The organism is Streptomyces sp. JN8, from assembly GCF_055808075.1.
The window spans coordinates 303,462-318,091 of record NZ_CM147852.1; the positions used below are offsets into that span (position 1 = coordinate 303,462).

15 protein-coding genes are annotated in these 14,630 nt (G+C 74.1%); 5 read left to right on the forward strand and 10 right to left on the reverse strand.

Annotated features, from left to right (window positions below; genetic code table 11):
- Positions 1 to 31 precede the first annotated feature (31 nt).
- Positions 32 to 646 carry a histidine phosphatase family protein gene (locus ACY0MR_RS01465; protein ID WP_473558480.1) on the forward strand — a complete coding sequence of 205 codons (615 nt, stop codon included), beginning with the start codon at positions 32 to 34 and terminating at the stop codon, positions 644 to 646.
- Positions 647 to 761: 115 nt separating this feature from the next.
- On the opposite strand, the gene zwf is transcribed toward ACY0MR_RS01465, so the two are convergent.
- The 3 genes from zwf to ACY0MR_RS01480 form a co-directional block, all read right to left on the reverse strand.
- On the reverse strand, positions 762 to 2,213 hold the full coding sequence (gene zwf, locus ACY0MR_RS01470; RefSeq protein ID WP_404080928.1) for a glucose-6-phosphate dehydrogenase: 1,452 nt from the start codon (positions 2,211 to 2,213) through the stop codon (positions 762 to 764).
- Position 2,214: 1 nt separating this feature from the next.
- Entirely contained in the window at positions 2,215 to 2,340 is a 126-nt protein-coding gene (locus ACY0MR_RS01475) for a hypothetical protein (RefSeq protein ID WP_473558483.1), read from the reverse strand.
- 216 nt (positions 2,341 to 2,556) lie between these two features.
- Positions 2,557 to 2,994 carry a MarR family winged helix-turn-helix transcriptional regulator gene (locus ACY0MR_RS01480; RefSeq protein WP_388800334.1) on the reverse strand — a complete coding sequence of 146 codons (438 nt, stop codon included), beginning with the start codon at positions 2,992 to 2,994 and terminating at the stop codon, positions 2,557 to 2,559.
- 120 nt (positions 2,995 to 3,114) lie between these two features.
- Here ACY0MR_RS01480 and ACY0MR_RS01485 point away from each other — a divergent pair, with 120 nt between their 5' ends.
- Positions 3,115 to 4,242, forward strand: coding sequence for an NADH:flavin oxidoreductase (locus ACY0MR_RS01485; RefSeq protein WP_388800331.1), 1,128 nt, complete (start codon positions 3,115 to 3,117; stop codon positions 4,240 to 4,242).
- A 283-nt stretch (positions 4,243 to 4,525) separates the two neighbouring features.
- On the opposite strand, the gene ACY0MR_RS01490 is transcribed toward ACY0MR_RS01485, so the two are convergent.
- The 3 genes from ACY0MR_RS01490 to ACY0MR_RS01500 form a co-directional block, all read right to left on the reverse strand.
- Positions 4,526 to 7,717 carry a tetratricopeptide repeat protein gene (locus ACY0MR_RS01490; protein WP_473558486.1) on the reverse strand — a complete coding sequence of 1,064 codons (3,192 nt, stop codon included), beginning with the start codon at positions 7,715 to 7,717 and terminating at the stop codon, positions 4,526 to 4,528.
- Entirely contained in the window at positions 7,718 to 9,580 is a 1,863-nt protein-coding gene (locus ACY0MR_RS01495) for an HSP90 family protein (RefSeq protein WP_388800325.1), read from the reverse strand.
- A gap of 272 nt (positions 9,581 to 9,852) precedes the next feature.
- Positions 9,853 to 10,830: a hypothetical protein gene (locus tag ACY0MR_RS01500; protein WP_392864419.1), complete on the reverse strand. Its 978-nt coding sequence runs from the start codon at positions 10,828 to 10,830 to the stop codon at positions 9,853 to 9,855.
- Positions 10,831 to 11,129: 299 nt separating this feature from the next.
- Here ACY0MR_RS01500 and ACY0MR_RS01505 point away from each other — a divergent pair, with 299 nt between their 5' ends.
- From ACY0MR_RS01505 to ACY0MR_RS01515, 3 genes are all read left to right on the forward strand, one after another.
- Complete coding sequence (locus tag ACY0MR_RS01505) at positions 11,130 to 11,681, forward strand: hypothetical protein (RefSeq protein ID WP_473558489.1); 552 nt, start codon at positions 11,130 to 11,132, stop codon at positions 11,679 to 11,681.
- Positions 11,682 to 11,781: 100 nt separating this feature from the next.
- Positions 11,782 to 12,009, forward strand: a complete 228-nt coding sequence (locus ACY0MR_RS01510) for a hypothetical protein (protein ID WP_388800317.1) — start codon at positions 11,782 to 11,784, stop codon at positions 12,007 to 12,009.
- 13 nt (positions 12,010 to 12,022) lie between these two features.
- A complete protein-coding gene (locus ACY0MR_RS01515; protein WP_361855070.1) occupies positions 12,023 to 12,394 on the forward strand; it encodes a fic family toxin-antitoxin system, toxin component in 372 nt (123 codons plus the stop codon).
- A gap of 87 nt (positions 12,395 to 12,481) precedes the next feature.
- Here ACY0MR_RS01515 and ACY0MR_RS01520 read toward each other — a convergent pair whose 3' ends face one another.
- The 4 genes from ACY0MR_RS01520 to ACY0MR_RS01535 all read right to left on the reverse strand — a co-directional run bounded on the left by ACY0MR_RS01520 (position 12,482) and on the right by ACY0MR_RS01535 (position 14,390).
- Positions 12,482 to 13,072: a TIGR04222 domain-containing membrane protein gene (locus ACY0MR_RS01520; protein ID WP_473558492.1), complete on the reverse strand. Its 591-nt coding sequence runs from the start codon at positions 13,070 to 13,072 to the stop codon at positions 12,482 to 12,484.
- Positions 13,073 to 13,140: 68 nt separating this feature from the next.
- Positions 13,141 to 13,569: a protein-tyrosine phosphatase family protein gene (locus ACY0MR_RS01525; RefSeq protein ID WP_404080951.1), complete on the reverse strand. Its 429-nt coding sequence runs from the start codon at positions 13,567 to 13,569 to the stop codon at positions 13,141 to 13,143.
- A gap of 63 nt (positions 13,570 to 13,632) precedes the next feature.
- Positions 13,633 to 13,899, reverse strand: coding sequence for a helix-turn-helix domain-containing protein (locus ACY0MR_RS01530; protein ID WP_404080954.1), 267 nt, complete (start codon positions 13,897 to 13,899; stop codon positions 13,633 to 13,635).
- Positions 13,899 to 14,390 (reverse strand): DUF2975 domain-containing protein, encoded by a 492-nt coding sequence (locus ACY0MR_RS01535; RefSeq protein ID WP_473558495.1) that lies wholly within the window; start codon positions 14,388 to 14,390, stop codon positions 13,899 to 13,901. Before ACY0MR_RS01535 ends, ACY0MR_RS01530 begins: the two co-directional genes overlap by 1 nt.
- Between the last annotated feature and the right edge of the window lie 240 nt (positions 14,391 to 14,630).

The following is a 14,630-nucleotide window of genomic DNA, read 5'->3' on the forward strand; positions in this document are numbered from 1 at the left end:
CCGTCCCGCCGACGAACGGAGCACCGCCGCGATGAGCGACCTCGTCCTGATCCGCCACGGCGAGACGGAGTGGAGCGCCACCGGACGCCACACCGGCCGCACCGATCTCCCCCTGACGCCGGAGGGCGAGGCGGAGGCACGCACGCTCGCCCCGCACTTCGAAGGGCGCACCCCTTCCTTCGTACTCACCAGTCCCCTGCGGCGCGCCCGGCACACGGCGGACCTCGCGGGGCTGCGGGACGCGGTGGTGGACGAGGACCTGCAGGAGTGGGACTACGGCGGGTACGAGGGGCTGACCACGGCCCACATCCACGGGACGCGGCCCGCCTGGTCCCTGTGGGAGGACGGGGTGGCCCCGTACGCGGACGGGCGGCCGGGCGAGACCGCGGAGGACGTGGGGCGTCGCGCCGACCGGGTGCTGGCGCGCGTCGCACCCCTGCTCGCCGCCGCGGAGGAGGACGGTGTGCTGGTCGCGCACGCGCATCTGCTGCGCGTCCTGACCGCCCGCTACCTGGGGCTGCCTCCCTCGGAGGGGCGGCTCTTCCTCCTCGCGACGGCCAGAATCGGCCGGCTGTCCACGGAACACGGACTGCCCGTGGTGTCGGGCTGGAACCAGCGACCGCTCCCCCGCACCGCCCGCGGGTGACACCGGCGCCCGCCGGGGCTCCCGGCCGGGGCCGGAGGGCGTCGGTTCCGCCCGCGGTCCCGTGCGGGGCGCCGGCGTCGCTCCCGGTGGTCCGACCCGGCCGGTGCGGCCCGGGTCAGCCGCTCTGGGGTAGGTGCCAGCGGTAGGGCCGGATGAGCTCCGTCAGACTGTCCGGTCCCCAGGAGCCCTTGGCGTACGGTTCGACCGGCGGCGGGGACTCCAGGAGGGGCGCGGCCACCTCCCAGAGCCGCTCGATGCCCGTCGCGTCGGTGAAGAGGGACTGGTCCCCCAGCATGGCGTCCAGGATGAGGCGCTCGTAGCCCTCCAGCGCGTGGTCCTGGCTGAAGGAGTCCGCGTAGTCGAAGACCATCTGCGCCGGGGTCAGGCGCATGTCGGGGCCGGGCTTCTTGGCAAGGAAGCGCGCGGTGATGGTCCCCGGGTCGGAGAAGTCGATGACCAGCTCGTTGTGACGGCCTTCGGCGGACTCCTGCGCGGCCAGCGGGAACATCCGGAGGGGCGGTTCGCGGAACCCCAGGGTGATGACGTGACCGCTCTGGGCCAGGGCCTTGCCCGAGCGGAGGTAGAAGGGGACGCCGGCCCAGCGCCAGTTGTCGATCTCCAGACACAGGGCCGCGAGCGTCTCGGTGTCGGAGGCCGGGTCGACGCCCGGCTCGTCGCGGTAGCCGTCGTACTGCCCGCGGACCACCCGGGCCGGGTCGACGGGGCGGAGGCTCCGGAAGACCTTGTCCTTCTCGACCCGCAGGGAGTTCGCGTCCAGGGTGGCCGGGGGTTCCATGGCGACGAACCCGAGGAGCTGGAACAGGTGCGTGACGATCATGTCGCGGAAGGTGCCGGTACCTTCGAAGAAGTGGGCGCGGCCCTGGATGTCGATGTGCTCGGGGACGTCGATCTGCACGTGGCTGATGTGGTCGCGGTTCCAGATCGGTTCGAGCAGTCCGTTGGCGAAGCGGAGGGCGAGGATGTTGTCGACGGACTCCTTGCCCAGGAAGTGGTCGATGCGGAAGACGTGGGCCTCGTCGAAGACGGTGTGGATGGCCTCGTTGAGGGCCCGGGCGGAGGCGAGGTCCGTGCCGAACGGCTTCTCCACGATCACGCGGGCGTTCCGCGCCAGCCCGGAGGCGCCGAGCAGCCGCACGACCGAGGCGCAGGCCTGCGGGGGTACGGCGAGGTGGTGGAGGATCCGCGGGGTGCCGCCGATCTCCCGTTCGGCCTCGCGCACGGCCGCGACGAGCGGACCGGGGTCCTCGGGGTCGGCGGCGCCGAAGGTCAGCCGGCGCTCGAACTCCGCCCATTCCGGTCCCTCGGGCCGGGACAGGCCGAACTCGGCCACCGCCTCGCGTGCGTGGGCGCGGAACGCCTCGCTGCTGAGGGCGACCGCCGCGGGGGCCGAGCCGACGATCCGGTAGCCGTCGGGGAGCAGTCCCGCTCGGGCCAGGTGGTACAGGCCGGGCAGGAGCTTGCGGCGGGCGAGGTCGCCGGTGGCGCCGGAGATGACGACGACGTGGTCCTCGGGGACGGCTGGACCGGAGCTCGGGGATGCGGCCACGTCAGTTCGTCCTCTCGCCACGCTCGCCGAACCGGTCGTACGTCGCGGCGTGGCCGCGGAGGACCGGCCGGTTCGCCGGGACGGCGAACCGGTCACCTCGGGACGGGGCGGCCGGGATCTGCTCCATGGGGCCACTGTGGCGGCCCCGCGGGAGTCCGGCACCCTCCGGCGGGCCGATCGGGCGACCGGCGGCGACGCGGGAGGGTACGGCGGCCGTGGGCCGGACGGTGGGCCGGGCAGGGAGCACGTGCCGGTCGGCCGATCCGGTGGCGGGCCGGGCCGGGAGCGCGCGGTGACCGGAGGTCGGGCGGTGGCCGGGGCGGGAGCCTGCGGCGGCCGGAGGTCAAGCGGTGGCCGGGGCGGTGAGGAAGACCCGTTCCAGCAGGGTGTACAGGGTGTCCCGGTCCTCGGCTCCCAGCCCGGCCAACCCCTCCTGGGTGAGGTGCATCTTCGCCCGGATCGCATCGGTGACGCGCTCGCCCTCGGCCGTGAGCATCACGTTCTTCACGCGCCGGTCGGCGGGATCGGCCTCGCGTCGCACCAGGCCGCGCTTCTCCAGCCGGTCGATGATCCCCGTCATGTTGGAGGCGTCGCAGGTCATGGTCCCGGCCAGGGCACGCATCGCCGCGGGCCCCCGGCGCAGCACGGTCAGGGCCCGCCCCTGGCTGGCCGTGAGGTTCTCGCTCGCCGCCGCGACGGTGAAATCGCCGTAGTACACGCCGAGGGACACGGAGAGCAGCTCCAGGAGCTGGGCCGTGTCGACGCGGGGAGCTTCTGTCATGGAGGCCACTCTAGCCCAGAGATACTTGACTATCTCAAGCATCGACGTCTACGGTCGCCCTCGTTGCATGAAGTTCTCAAGCATCAAGATTGTCAAGTAATTGCCACGAGGAGCGTCCCTGTGACCGTCACCGCGTCCACCGGCTCACGCGCGGCCGAGATCCTGTCCCGGCCTGTCACGCTGAACGGCCTGACCGTCCCGAACCGCATCGCGATGGCCCCGATGACCCGCATGTTCTCCCCCGGCGGAGTGCCCGGCGAGGACGTGCGGTCGTACTACGCCCGGCGCGCCGCAGCCGGCGTCGGCCTGATCGTCACCGAGGGGACCTACGTCGGCCACGCCTCGGCCGGGCAGAGCGACCGCGTGCCGCGCTTCCACGGCGAGGAGCAGCTCGCGGGCTGGGCGAAGGTCGCCGAGGACGTGCACGCGGCCGGCGGCACGATCGTGCCGCAGCTGTGGCACATCGGCATGGTGCGCGAGCAGGGCCAGGCCCCCTACCCGGACGCCCCGGCGATGGGTCCCTCCGGGATCCGCACGGACGGCACCGAGGGCGCGGGCAAGGCCATGACCCAGAGCGACCTGGACGACGTCATCGGCGCCTTCGCCGAGGCCGCCGCGGCCGCCGAGCGCATCGGCTTCGACGGTGTGGAGCTGCACGGCGCCCACGGCTACCTCCTGGACCAGTTCCTGTGGGCGGGGACGAACCGCCGTACCGACGCCTACGGCGGCGACCCGGTGGCCCGGACGAGGTTCGCGGCCGAGATCGTGGCCGCGGTGCGCGCGTCCGTCTCGCCCGGGTTCCCCGTGATCTTCCGCTACTCGCAGTGGAAGCAGGACGCGTACGACGCGCGGCTGGCGGAGACCCCGCAGGAGCTGGAGGCGATCCTCGCCCCGCTCGCCGCGGCCGGGGTCGACGTCTTCCACGCCTCCACCCGCCGCCACTGGATCGCCGAGTTCGACGACTCCGACCTCAACCTGGCGGGCTGGACCAAGAAGCTCACCGGCAGGCCGACCATCACCGTCGGCTCGGTCGGCCTCGACGGCGACTTCCTCCACGCCTTCGCCGGCCAGGGCGCCCCGCTCCAGGGCATCGACGAGCTCCTCGACCGCCTGGAGCGGGACGAGTTCGACATGGTCGCCGTCGGCCGTGCGCTGCTCCAGGACCCGGAGTGGGCGGCGAAGGTCCTCGCCGGGCGCACCGACGAGCTGCAGCCGTACGACGCGTCCGCCGTCAAGACGCTCAGCTGACCCGGCCCGCACGACGACGCGGCGGCCCGACCGCCTGACGGGTGAGGCCCGGCTGGAACAGCCGGGCCTCACCCGTGTCGTAGGGGCTGCCCGCGGGGCCTGACCGCGGCACGGCCGGCCACGGACATGCCCGCGATCGGGAGCCGGATGCGCCTCCCGGCGGGGCGGCTCCCACGGGGGCGCCGACCCCCGCCTGCCCCCGTCTCGCGCACCCTTCCGGGGCCTTCGGCGCGATCGGCGGGGCTCCCCGCGTCTGCGAGCGGGGGGCCCGTACCGCTTCTCGCTACCGCCGCTTCAGGAAGTCCTGCCGCATGGCGTCGAGGATGTCGGCGGCGTCCGTGAGGTCCGCCTCGCGGCAGCGGGCGGACGCCGTCGTCAGGCGGGCGACGGCCTCGGTGAAGCGACCCAGGCCGTTGCCCTCGACGAGGGCCGCGAAGCGGACCGACTCCGCGCGGGGGATCTCTCCCTGCGGCCCGCCGCGCTCGTGGGTGGCGATGGCCGCCTCCGCCTCGTCCAGCGCCTCCGGGAAGCGCTCCGCCTCCGCCAGGACGCGGGCGCGGCGGTAGTGGATCTCGCCCTGCTCGTACCAGGCGTGGAAGTGCTCCGCGTCGCCGGGAACGGCGGCAAGGAGCTCCTCGGCCTCCGTGAGGTGCCCGAGCGCCGCGTCGAGGCCCTCCGCCTCCCGGGCCAGCATCGTGAGACGGGCGAACTCGCGCATCATGTGGAGGATCAGGCCGGGGTTCGGCGCCTCGGCGTGCGCCGCGACGGCCCGGCCGTACGCGGCCTCGGCCGCCTCCCAGCGGTCGGCCATCGCGAGCGTCGTCGCCGCCTCCGCCGCCACCAGGGTCCGGATCGGACCGTCGTCGCCCTCCCAGCCGGACACGGCCTCGGCGAGACGCAGGAACTCCTCGGCGGAGGGCAGGTACTCCCCGAGCTCCCGCAGCCCGCGCGCCAGCATGAGCCGTGCCTGGGCGACCAGTCGCTCGTCGAGCGACGCGGCTGCCTCGTCCGACAGGACGGACTCCAGCACGGCGACCGCGTCGGCCTGCCGGCCCGATCCCGCCAGGACGTCGACGAGCTGGAGACGCGCCTGCGCGGCGTCGTCGAACGCCCCGTCCTGGTCGAAGCGCGCGGCCGCCTCGGACAGGTGGCGCACCGCGCCGCCGGAGTCCCCGCGGTGCGTGGCCGCGTGGCCGAGCAGCGCGTACGTCGGCGCCATCGGGAAGTCCTTCTCGTCGTACCGGACCGCGTCGGTGATCGCCCGGTGCAGCAGCTCGGCCGCCTCCTCCGGCTCGCTCTTGGCGAGGAGGATCTGGGCGAGCAGCGCGCGCAGGCGCGAGCCACGCCAGGGCCGGCCGGAGACCTCGACGTCCCGCAGCGCGGCCCGCAGTTCGGACTCGGCGAGGGTCGTGTCGCCGCACTGGCCGGCGACGTCGGCGACGAACTGCCGGGCGTTGGCCACGTGGTGCGGGGCCGACAGGCGCTCCGCCTCGGAGCGCAGCACGCCGACGGCCGTGTCGAACCGCTCGCGGTCGGCTTCGGGGGCCTCCGGGAGCAGGCGCTGGAGGTCCTGGTAGGCGACGAAGACGGCGGAGTACAGGACGGTGAGGTAGTCGAGCGCGCGTTCCGTCGCGAGCTCGGCCCCGGCGGAGGCAGCCGCCTCCGCTTCGCCGAGCGGCTCTCCCGTGAACGGGACCTCGGTCTTGAGGCGTTCGGCCTCGCGCAGGGTCGCGTCGAGGGCGGAGCGGACCTCGTCCCGGTCGAGCTGCGCGGTGCGGAGTCGCGTCGCGGCCGGAACGGCCGCTGCCGTGACCTCGTCGGGGTCGGCAGAGCCGTCACCGGTCGCGCCGTCGGCCGCACGTTCCTCCGCCAGGGCCTCGCCGGCCGGCGAGGTGGCGGCGGTCTCGTCGCGCGGGCCCGTGGAGTCGGGCTTCTCCTCCGTGCTGGCGGGGGCGTCGGGCGCGGTCGCCCAGGCCAGCGCACGCGTCCGGGTGGAGAGCGCCTGCCACGGCATCGCGAGCCGTTCGTACAGGGCGGTGGCCCGGTCGAGGGCGTCCATGCTCTCCGCGCGCCGGTCCTCGCCCGAGAGCCGGTACGCGTCCTGCTCGGCAAGCTCGGCGCGCAGGAGGTCCCGGGGCCCGAGCCGGTCGGCGTGCGGGGTGTCGCCGTCGGCCACGCGCTCGGCGATGCGGGCCCAGAGCCGCGCGCCGCCGGGGTGCCCGATGCGCGCCAGGCTCCGTGCCTCGGTCACGAGCTCCACGAAGTCCTCGGGAACGTCCACGGCCGCGGGCGCGGGCCCGGACGTCGCACCGCTCGCGGACCCGGTGGCCGCCGCACCTCCCGGGACGGCGGCGTCGGAGGGACGGGTGACCGAGGTCCGCAGCCCGAGGGGCAGGGGTGCGTCGAGCAGCGGCTTCTGCGCGAGGCGCGCGCGGCGGAGGTCGCCGACGGCCGGGGTGCCGTTGCGCGCGTCGAAGGCGGCGCTCAGCCGGTCCGCCTCCGTGCGCACGTGGGCGGCCAGTGCGCCCGCCGTCCAGCTGCGTCCCGCCGGCCCCGCGACGGGGGTGTCCGCGTGGCCGTCCTCGACGAGCCGGGCGAGCAGCACCTCGACACCGGTGAGGAACGCCAGGTGGGCCAGGGGCGCGCCGGTCGCCTCGAACAGCGGGCGGTTCTCCGCGAGGATCTCCAGGCCGCGGCCCTCGTTGCGCGACAGGGCGCAGAACTCCAGGTGCAGGCCGACCTCCTCCTGGGTGCCGTTGTTGCCGCGGACCCGCCGGTAGCCGGTGAGGTGGGACGAGCGTGCCTCGTCCACGCGGCCGAGTCGCAGCAGCGGCAGCAGGGCGCGGGCCTGGCTGACCTGGGGTTCCTCGGTGCACTCCTGCTCGCCGCTGAGGACGGGGCGCCAGGTGTCGAGCGCTCCGGCGTCGTCGCCCGCCGCGACCTGATGCCGGGCGAGGTGACGGGTCTCGCAGGCCTCGCAGTCGCTCAGCTCGGTGCGGGAGCGGGTGGCCCACAGGTCGTAGGCGTCGGCGACGCCGACACCGGTGTGCGTCGCCAGGTGGTAGCGCATGGCGGCCACCGGCTGCATGCCGTGGTCGGCGGCCTCGTAGCGCGTCCGCATCTGCTCGATCCAGCTGCCGATCGAGGTCAGCGGCATCTCGGGCACCTGGAGCAGGGACGTCGTCACCCACTTGAAGCGCCAGAAGACCTGGTGGGCCTCCCACTGGCTGAACGCCTCGGGTGCGGTGTCCCACAGCTTGAGCAGCCGGGCGAAGGCCACGGGCGACTTGCGGTGCTCGCCGGTGAACTCGTACGCCGACATGAGTTCCAGCAGGGCCGTGACGAGGACGTCCGGCTTCTCGAAGGGCTCGGCGGCCTCGACGAGTTCCTCGGCGGTCACGGTGCGGGGCAGGCCGTGGGGGCGTTCGTTGTTCTCGCGCAGCGCCTCGACGACGGCCTCGGGGGTGTCCAGCATCTACAGTTCCTTCCGGGGCTCGGAGCCGGGTGCGTCCGTGCCGGGCTGGTGCATGGCGTGGGTGAGCAGGCCGATGAAGGCCCGGTTGAGAAGGGCGCTCTCACTGGCCCGGAGCGGGCGGCGGCTGAGCAGCAGGGCCTGGCCGTAGAGGGCCTCGGACGCCGTGACGGCCAGGCCCCGTTCGGTGATGGTGATCGCCTGGCGGACCAGTGGGTTGAGGTGGTTCAGGACCAGCTGGGCGCGCGGGGTCTCGTGGCGCAGGGAGCCGAGGATGTCGGCCCACAGGCCGTCGCTCTCGGCGGCGAGGCTCGACCTGGTCCGCTCGTGGCGCGCGTCCCGGTTGTCGAGGAGGAGCGCCGGCGCGGTGACGGGCTGGAAGTCGCGCAGGACGACGTCGCAGTCGTGGACGCCGATGGTCTCCCGGGCGACGGCGAGGAAGCCCGCGGCCCTCAGTTCGGCGCCGGGGTCGACGGCGTCGAGGTGGGCGGTGACGGTGGCCGGGTCGAGATCGGTGACGGACGTGCCCGGCCGGATCTCCGGGAGGCGGTGCACGAGGTCGCGGTCGTAGGTGTAGCCGCCGTTGACGACGCCCAGGCCGGCCGCGGCCGCGATGGGGGCGACCTGGCGGAACTCCTCCACGCTGCGGGTGACGAGCAGGGTCCGGTGGGTCCGGGCGAACTCCTCCAGCGTGACGTTGCCGTCGGTGGTCTCGAACGGCAGCCACGGCAGGACGATCCGCAGGAGCTCGTCGTCGTGCCGGGCGAGGGCCTTGACGGCGAGGTGGTGGGTGTCGATGAACCGGTGCAGCAGCGAGGGTTCGCTGGCGGCGAGACCGGTGAGCCAGTCGCGGATCCGGTCGCCGAGGGCGTCGCGTACGGCGGACAGCGTGCCGTCCTCGTAGAGCGACTCGCGGGACGCGGTGGGGCGGAGGCTGGTGGTGTCGACGACGCAGCGGACGAAGAAGGCCCACTCCGGCAGGAGTTCGGGGGCCTGGTCGGTGAGCAGCATCCCCTTGAGGTGGACGCGGTGTCCCGCGCGCTGCGCCGGGCTCACGGCCGTGGGCAGGACGTACGCGACGCCGCGCAGTCCGGCCGCCGGAAGATCGAGGTCGATCGTGTCGAGCGGGGTGAAGTCGAAGAGGTCGCGGCAGTACGCGGTGAGCGCCTCGCGGCGGGCGAGCGGGGAGCGGTGGCTCCGCTCCCACGGGGGTGCCTCGTTGACCCGGTGGGTCTCGCCGCGCGGACCGACGACCGTGACCTCGTGGCGCAGGAGCCCGCCGTAGTGCCGGGCCAGGGAGACGACCCGGTCCGGGGTGGTCCACTCGGCGTTGTCGGCGCGGGGCGTGAGCCGCACGGTCGTGCCGGGCTCGGGGACCGCCGAGGCGGGCAGGGTCCGGATCGTGTAGCGGCCGTCGGAGTGGCCGCGCCATTCGACGGCGGGTGCCGAGGGGTCCGCGGCGGACCGGCTCAGGACGGTGATCTCGTCGGCCACGACGAAGCAGGCGAGCAGTCCGATGCCGAACTGGCCGATGAACTCCCCGCGGGCCGCGTCGAGACCGGCTCCGTCGAGGGCGCCGTCGGCGGTCCGCTTGGAGCTGCGGCCGATGGTGGCGAGGAAGCGGTGGACGTCGGCCTCGCTCAGGCCGATGCCGGTGTCCGTGACGGTGAGGGTCTCACCGGTCCGCACCGTGATGGATCCGGCGGCGTCGGGGTCGACGGCCTGCCGGGCGGTGATGGCGTCCACGGCGTTCTGCAGGAGCTCGCGCAGGTACACGCGGGGGCTGGAGTAGAGGTGGTGGGAGAGGAGGTCGACCAGGCCGCGGAGGTCGACCTGGAAGGTGTGGGCGGATTCGGAAGGGGGCACCTGGCGGAGTCTTTCGGTGGGCGCCCGCGCCGGGCGGGTGCGGACGACGGTGAGAGGGGCGGTTCGGGGTGGGGGACGGAGGCCCGGACGGCGCCGTCGCCCGCGGACGCGAGGGCACGCGTGCGGGGGCGCGGAGGAGTGGTGGGCTGAGGCGTCGGCCCGCACCGTGGTCCGGCGCGCGGACGTGGGCCGGGTGGCCGCGGTGTCCGGGGCGGGGTCCGGTGTCTTCCGTCGGGGCCGGGCTCGGCGTCCCGGTCGGGAGGCCGGAGCGGTCAGCGTCCGGCCGACGAGCGCTGCTTGCGGTAGGCCGCGGCGGGGTCGTTGCCGTCCAGGTAGTACCAGGGGAACTCGGTGACGCGGCCGTCCGTGGCCCGGAAGCACTCCTGTGCGGCCGTACGGTCGCCGGCGAGCGAGAAGGCCATGGCGAAGGTGTTGAGGACCTGGTTCCAGCCGCCCCTGCGGACGAAGTCCGGATGCCGGTAGGAGTGGTCGGCGGCCTCGTGCAGGGACGTCCTGACCTCGGGACGGCCCATGTACGCGGCGTCCGGACCCGAGTCGAGGGACAGCCACTCCTCGATGTGCGCGACCGCGACGAGCTGGCCGAGCAGGGTGCCGGCGGGGGCCTTGAAGGCGGACTCGCGCGCGAACGCGTGCATCTCCTCGTGGGAACCGCCCCACTTGTCGCAGACCTGCTGCAACTGCTGCTGATGGGCCTCCAGGTGGTGCGGGTCGCGCCGCACGGTCGCCTCGAAGCGGCGGCGCGCGGTCTCCTGGCCCACCTGGAGACCGCGGCCGGTGACCTGGAGGCCGTACCAGGGGGACGTCCAGCGCGGCTCGCGCTCGGCGGTCTCGTACAGCCACTCCTCGGCCTTGCGCAGCCGGGTGTGGAACACCTCGAACTGCTCGCGCGAGACCTGGGACGCGCGGGCTCCGGTGCGGGCCTCCCAGCCCCAGCTGATGTGGCGGATCCCCGCCACGAGCTTGGGGAGCGGCGCCTCGGGCTGGTCGTCGATCACGCGGGTGATCCACTGCTCCACCCCGGCGGCGTCGCCGACGGCCCAGAGCAGTTCGACGCGGTTCTCGCTCTCGGGGCGCGCTTCGAGCACCTCCCGCACGGTGGCCCAGTCGGCCGCGACGGCCGCCTCGCGTACGCGTGCCACGGCGGGATCGCCGGAGTCCTTCTCGACGCGCACGCCGGGCCGACCCGCCCATCTCCCCAGCGTGAGCCCCAAGTCACCGAGCAACGCCATGTCCCCACCCCTTGCATGATCGAACAGGGGGAGGCCAGTGATCACTCCCCCCGTGGAGGTAGTGACTATCACGCGTGACCGACAATCGCACATCTGTTTCCTCGGCCGACGGCGCACCGGGCCGGTCACCCGCTTTCCCATGGTGAGCATCGGTGGGTCCGTTCCGTAACGGGATGGCGTGCGGGACGACGCACTCCACGGCGCACGGGACGGCCGTACGCGACGAGGTCCAGAGCTCCGGCGGGGCCCCGCTCCAGCGGCCACGCCTTCCGGCCACCGACTGGGGCAGAATCTCGGCCATGGGACACTCCACCGCCTACCCCCTGCTGACGACGGACGACCTCGACGCCCACTTCGCGCTCGCCGAGAAGCTGCTGTCCCTGACCGAGGGATCGGGCCCCAGGGCCGAGCTGTGGGTACGGGTGCCCGGGCGTGCACAGCTCCGGCAGCTCCTGGCCGCCGTCCCGGACGTCTCGACCACCTCGCATGTCCGCGCCGACGCCGCCGAGCCCGGGGACCGTCCGCTGGCGGAGGACGACTACCACCTCGCGCTGGAGGTGCCCGCTCCGGAAGCGGTCCGGATCGCCCGTACGGTGCTGGAGTTCTGCCCGCACTTCCAGCTCACCTGGGACGCCTTCGGATGGCCGGCCATCCCGGAGCTGCGCCACGGCGAGGAGTGGAAGTACGCCGCCGTGCAGATCAGCTTCCACCACCGCCATGTCGAGCTCGCCGAGGATCCCTCCTCCGACCACACGCTCTACCTCCGTTCCGAGGACCACGAGGACCGGGTGGAGTGGATCGCCGACCGGGTCGGCGCCCGCGTGATCGGACCGCCGCTCGACGGCGGGTAGGAACGCGTCCCGCGCCGGAGCGAGGGGCCCCGGCCGCGCCCGTCGTCTCCGTCGCACCCTTCCCCTGCCGCGGGCGACACCGAGCCGCTACCGTGGACGCATGGCACGGGAAATCCGCATCGAGATCAGCGACGAGGCCTACGAGGCACTCGAGCGCGCCGCAGCCGAGAAGCACGTACCCGCCGAGGACTACGTGGGCCGGGTGCTGGACGCCGACCTCACCCGCACCCGCTTCATCGAGGGCGCCCGCTCCTTCGTCGGCCAGCACGGCCAGGCGTTCGCCAAGCGCTACGGCCGGCCCGCCGGCCGCGGCAGCGACGCCGCCTGATCCCGGGCCTCGCGTGATTCTGCAGATCGACCTCTCCTGGCTGCTCGACATCGCCCAGCAGGAGATCCCCGGCGACCCGGAGATCTCCGACTGGGGAGCCCTCGAAGCCGCCCGCGCGCGCCATGCCTTCCGCGTGATGGACATCCCCGTCTACGACCAGCCCCACCACCGCGCGGCCGCGCTCCTGGAGCAGTTCGTCCGCGTCCCGGCGCTGGAACACTCCAACGAGCTGTACGGCGTGGTCGTCGCCGCGGCCTATCTGCACGCCTGCGGACAACCGGTCAGCGCCACCTCCGACGAGATCATCGACCTCGTGGAGCAGGTGGCCGAGAGCCTGATCGACGTCCGGCAGGTCGCCGCGGTCCTCAAGGAGTGGAGCGACTGACCGGCGTGATTCGCCGGCCTAGCCAGGCATCCGGCCGAAGCCCGGCGCGACGCCCCGCCGGAATCCGGGTCGGGGCGCGGGTCGTGCTCAGTCGCCTCCCCCGCCGCCACCGCCTCCGGCGAAACCGCCGCCCTCCGTGCCGTGGCCTCGGTCGTCGTCGAGGGCTTTGCCCATGCGGATGAGGGCCCGCCCCAGGCCGTCGTCGGCGCCTGGACCGGCACCGGTTCCCGCGTCGGGCGGTGGCTCCGGGGCGCGTACGGCGTGCGCGTGCAGGACGTAGGGCGGCACGTGTCCCGCGGCGGTCGCCTCCGCGAGCCTGCGCCGTCCGGTCCGGTTGGCCTTCCGCCGCCTTCGGCCCGCCAGGCCCAAGAGGACCAGACCGCGGGCGAGTTCGTCCACCACACCGGAGTCGGCGACCCGCTCGATCACCTCGTCCACCGGCTTGCTCCGTGGGCAGGCGTCCAGTACGGCCCGTTCCACCGGGTGCTCGGGCAGCATCTCGCCGACGACGCGCACGCGGGCGGCGGCCATGGACACCGTCCCCCGCTCGATGAGCGCGAGGACCGCGCTTTCCGCGACCCGCAGCCCGCCACCGGCGAGGTAGGCGTACGCGTACGGGTCGAGCACCTCACCGCCGTCCTCCGGTTCGCCGCCGCACCCCGCCGCCTCCGCCGGCACCGCCGCCCCGTGACGCCGCGTGTCGCGCAGGCGCCGTGCGTCTCGCCTGGCCGGGCGGTCCGGCGCCGTCACGGGAAGCGTGCGACGTAACGGCGCTGCCAGGGCGTCTCCACGGCCCGCGGGGCGTAGTGCTCCCGGACGTAGGCGACGGCCTCGCCGCCGGGCACGCCGTCGAGGACGGCCAGGCATGCGAGTGCCGTGCCCGTGCGGCCCCGGCCGCCCGCGCAGGCGATCTCGACGCGCTCGCCCTCGGCGCGCTCCCACGCCTCGCGGAGGGCTTCGACGGTCGCGGCCCGGTCGGAGGGCAGCCGGAAGTCGGGCCAGCGGAGCCAGCGGCTCTCCCAGGCGACGTCCGGCGGTCTGTGCCCGAGCAGATAGAGCGCGAAGGCGGGCCGCGGACCCGGCGGAAGCGGTCGGCGCAGCCCCCGGCCGCGGACGAGTCGGCCGGAGGGGAGTCGCAGGACGCCCGCCGCCGTGGGTTCCCAGAGGTCGGTCACGGTGCGAGCGTATCCCCGTCCGCCCGGCCGCAGGAGGGAGACGGCGGTATCGCCGTCGGCCCGTCAGCCGTCCGCGGCCGCCGCGGCTCCTTCGGCCTCCAGGGGCTCGTCTCCCTCCCGGGCCTCCTCCGCCTCCCAGCGCAGCAGGTCTCCCGGCTGGCACTCCAGGACCTCGCAGAGCGCGGCGAGGGTCGCGAAGCGCACGGCCTTGGCGCGGCCGTTCTTGAGGACCGCCAGGTTGGCGGGGGTGATGCCCACCCGCCCGGCGAGCTCGCCCACGGACATCTTCCGCCTGGCCAGCATCACGTCGATGTCGACGACGATCGGCATCAGATGACCTCGTCCAGTTCGGCCCGCATCCGGGTGGCCTCGCCGTCGCGCTCGACGGCCTGGGCGAGCAGCATCCTCAGCACCAGCACGATGAGGGCGACGCCGAGGATCGCCACGCCGATCCCGGCCATGATCACGGTGACGCCGGGGTCCTCGCGCTGGCCCGGGGCGTTGACGGCCGTGACCGCGAACCACAGGAGGGCCGCCGCCACGATCGCGCCGATGACCCCGTCCACGTACCGGAAGGCCGCGTGGGAGAACACCGTCCCGCGTCGCACCATCGCCACCAGTCGCCACACGCACACGAGGGCGACCTGCGCGGCGACCATTCCCAGGAGCACGATGATCCTCATCGGGGTCAGGGGCAGCGACCCGTCCTCCGGATCGTTCCCGCTGACCATCATCCACACCATCAACACCTGCACGAGCCCCGTGCCGACGAGCACGACCCCGAGCACGGCGCGCAACGCGCGCACTGCGAGATTTCCCATGACCCACCCTTACATCGACTTACGATGGGAACCTATCGAATATCGATAGGCCAGGCAAGACGGGCGGCCGCGGGAGAGGCCACGCCCGCCCTCGACCGCACCTCGCCGCCGGGCGGACCGGGCCGCCTGATGCGGGGAGGGTGACGCGGGGCGGGGCGGGGCCGTGAAACGTGCGGCCGATCCGCCGAGATTCCGCTCCCTGGACGCAACCCGCCCGGCCCTCCGCGCCGAATACCTCAT

Excerpts from the sequence above, each read along its gene's own strand:
- ACY0MR_RS01465 (WP_473558480.1), top strand. The coding sequence starts at position 32 with ATGAGCGACCTCGTCCTGATCCGCCACGGCGAGACGGAGTGGAGCGCC.
- ACY0MR_RS01475 (WP_473558483.1), bottom strand. The coding sequence starts at position 2,340 with ATGGAGCAGATCCCGGCCGCCCCGTCCCGAGGTGACCGGTTCGCCGTC.
- ACY0MR_RS01480 (WP_388800334.1), bottom strand. The coding sequence starts at position 2,994 with ATGACAGAAGCTCCCCGCGTCGACACGGCCCAGCTCCTGGAGCTGCTC.
- ACY0MR_RS01490 (WP_473558486.1), bottom strand. The coding sequence starts at position 7,717 with ATGCTGGACACCCCCGAGGCCGTCGTCGAGGCGCTGCGCGAGAACAAC.
- ACY0MR_RS01500 (WP_392864419.1), bottom strand. The coding sequence starts at position 10,830 with ATGGCGTTGCTCGGTGACTTGGGGCTCACGCTGGGGAGATGGGCGGGT.
- ACY0MR_RS01505 (WP_473558489.1), top strand. The coding sequence starts at position 11,130 with ATGGGACACTCCACCGCCTACCCCCTGCTGACGACGGACGACCTCGAC.
- ACY0MR_RS01510 (WP_388800317.1), top strand. The coding sequence starts at position 11,782 with ATGGCACGGGAAATCCGCATCGAGATCAGCGACGAGGCCTACGAGGCA.
- ACY0MR_RS01530 (WP_404080954.1), bottom strand. The coding sequence starts at position 13,899 with ATGCCGATCGTCGTCGACATCGACGTGATGCTGGCCAGGCGGAAGATG.
- ACY0MR_RS01535 (WP_473558495.1), bottom strand. The coding sequence starts at position 14,390 with ATGGGAAATCTCGCAGTGCGCGCGTTGCGCGCCGTGCTCGGGGTCGTG.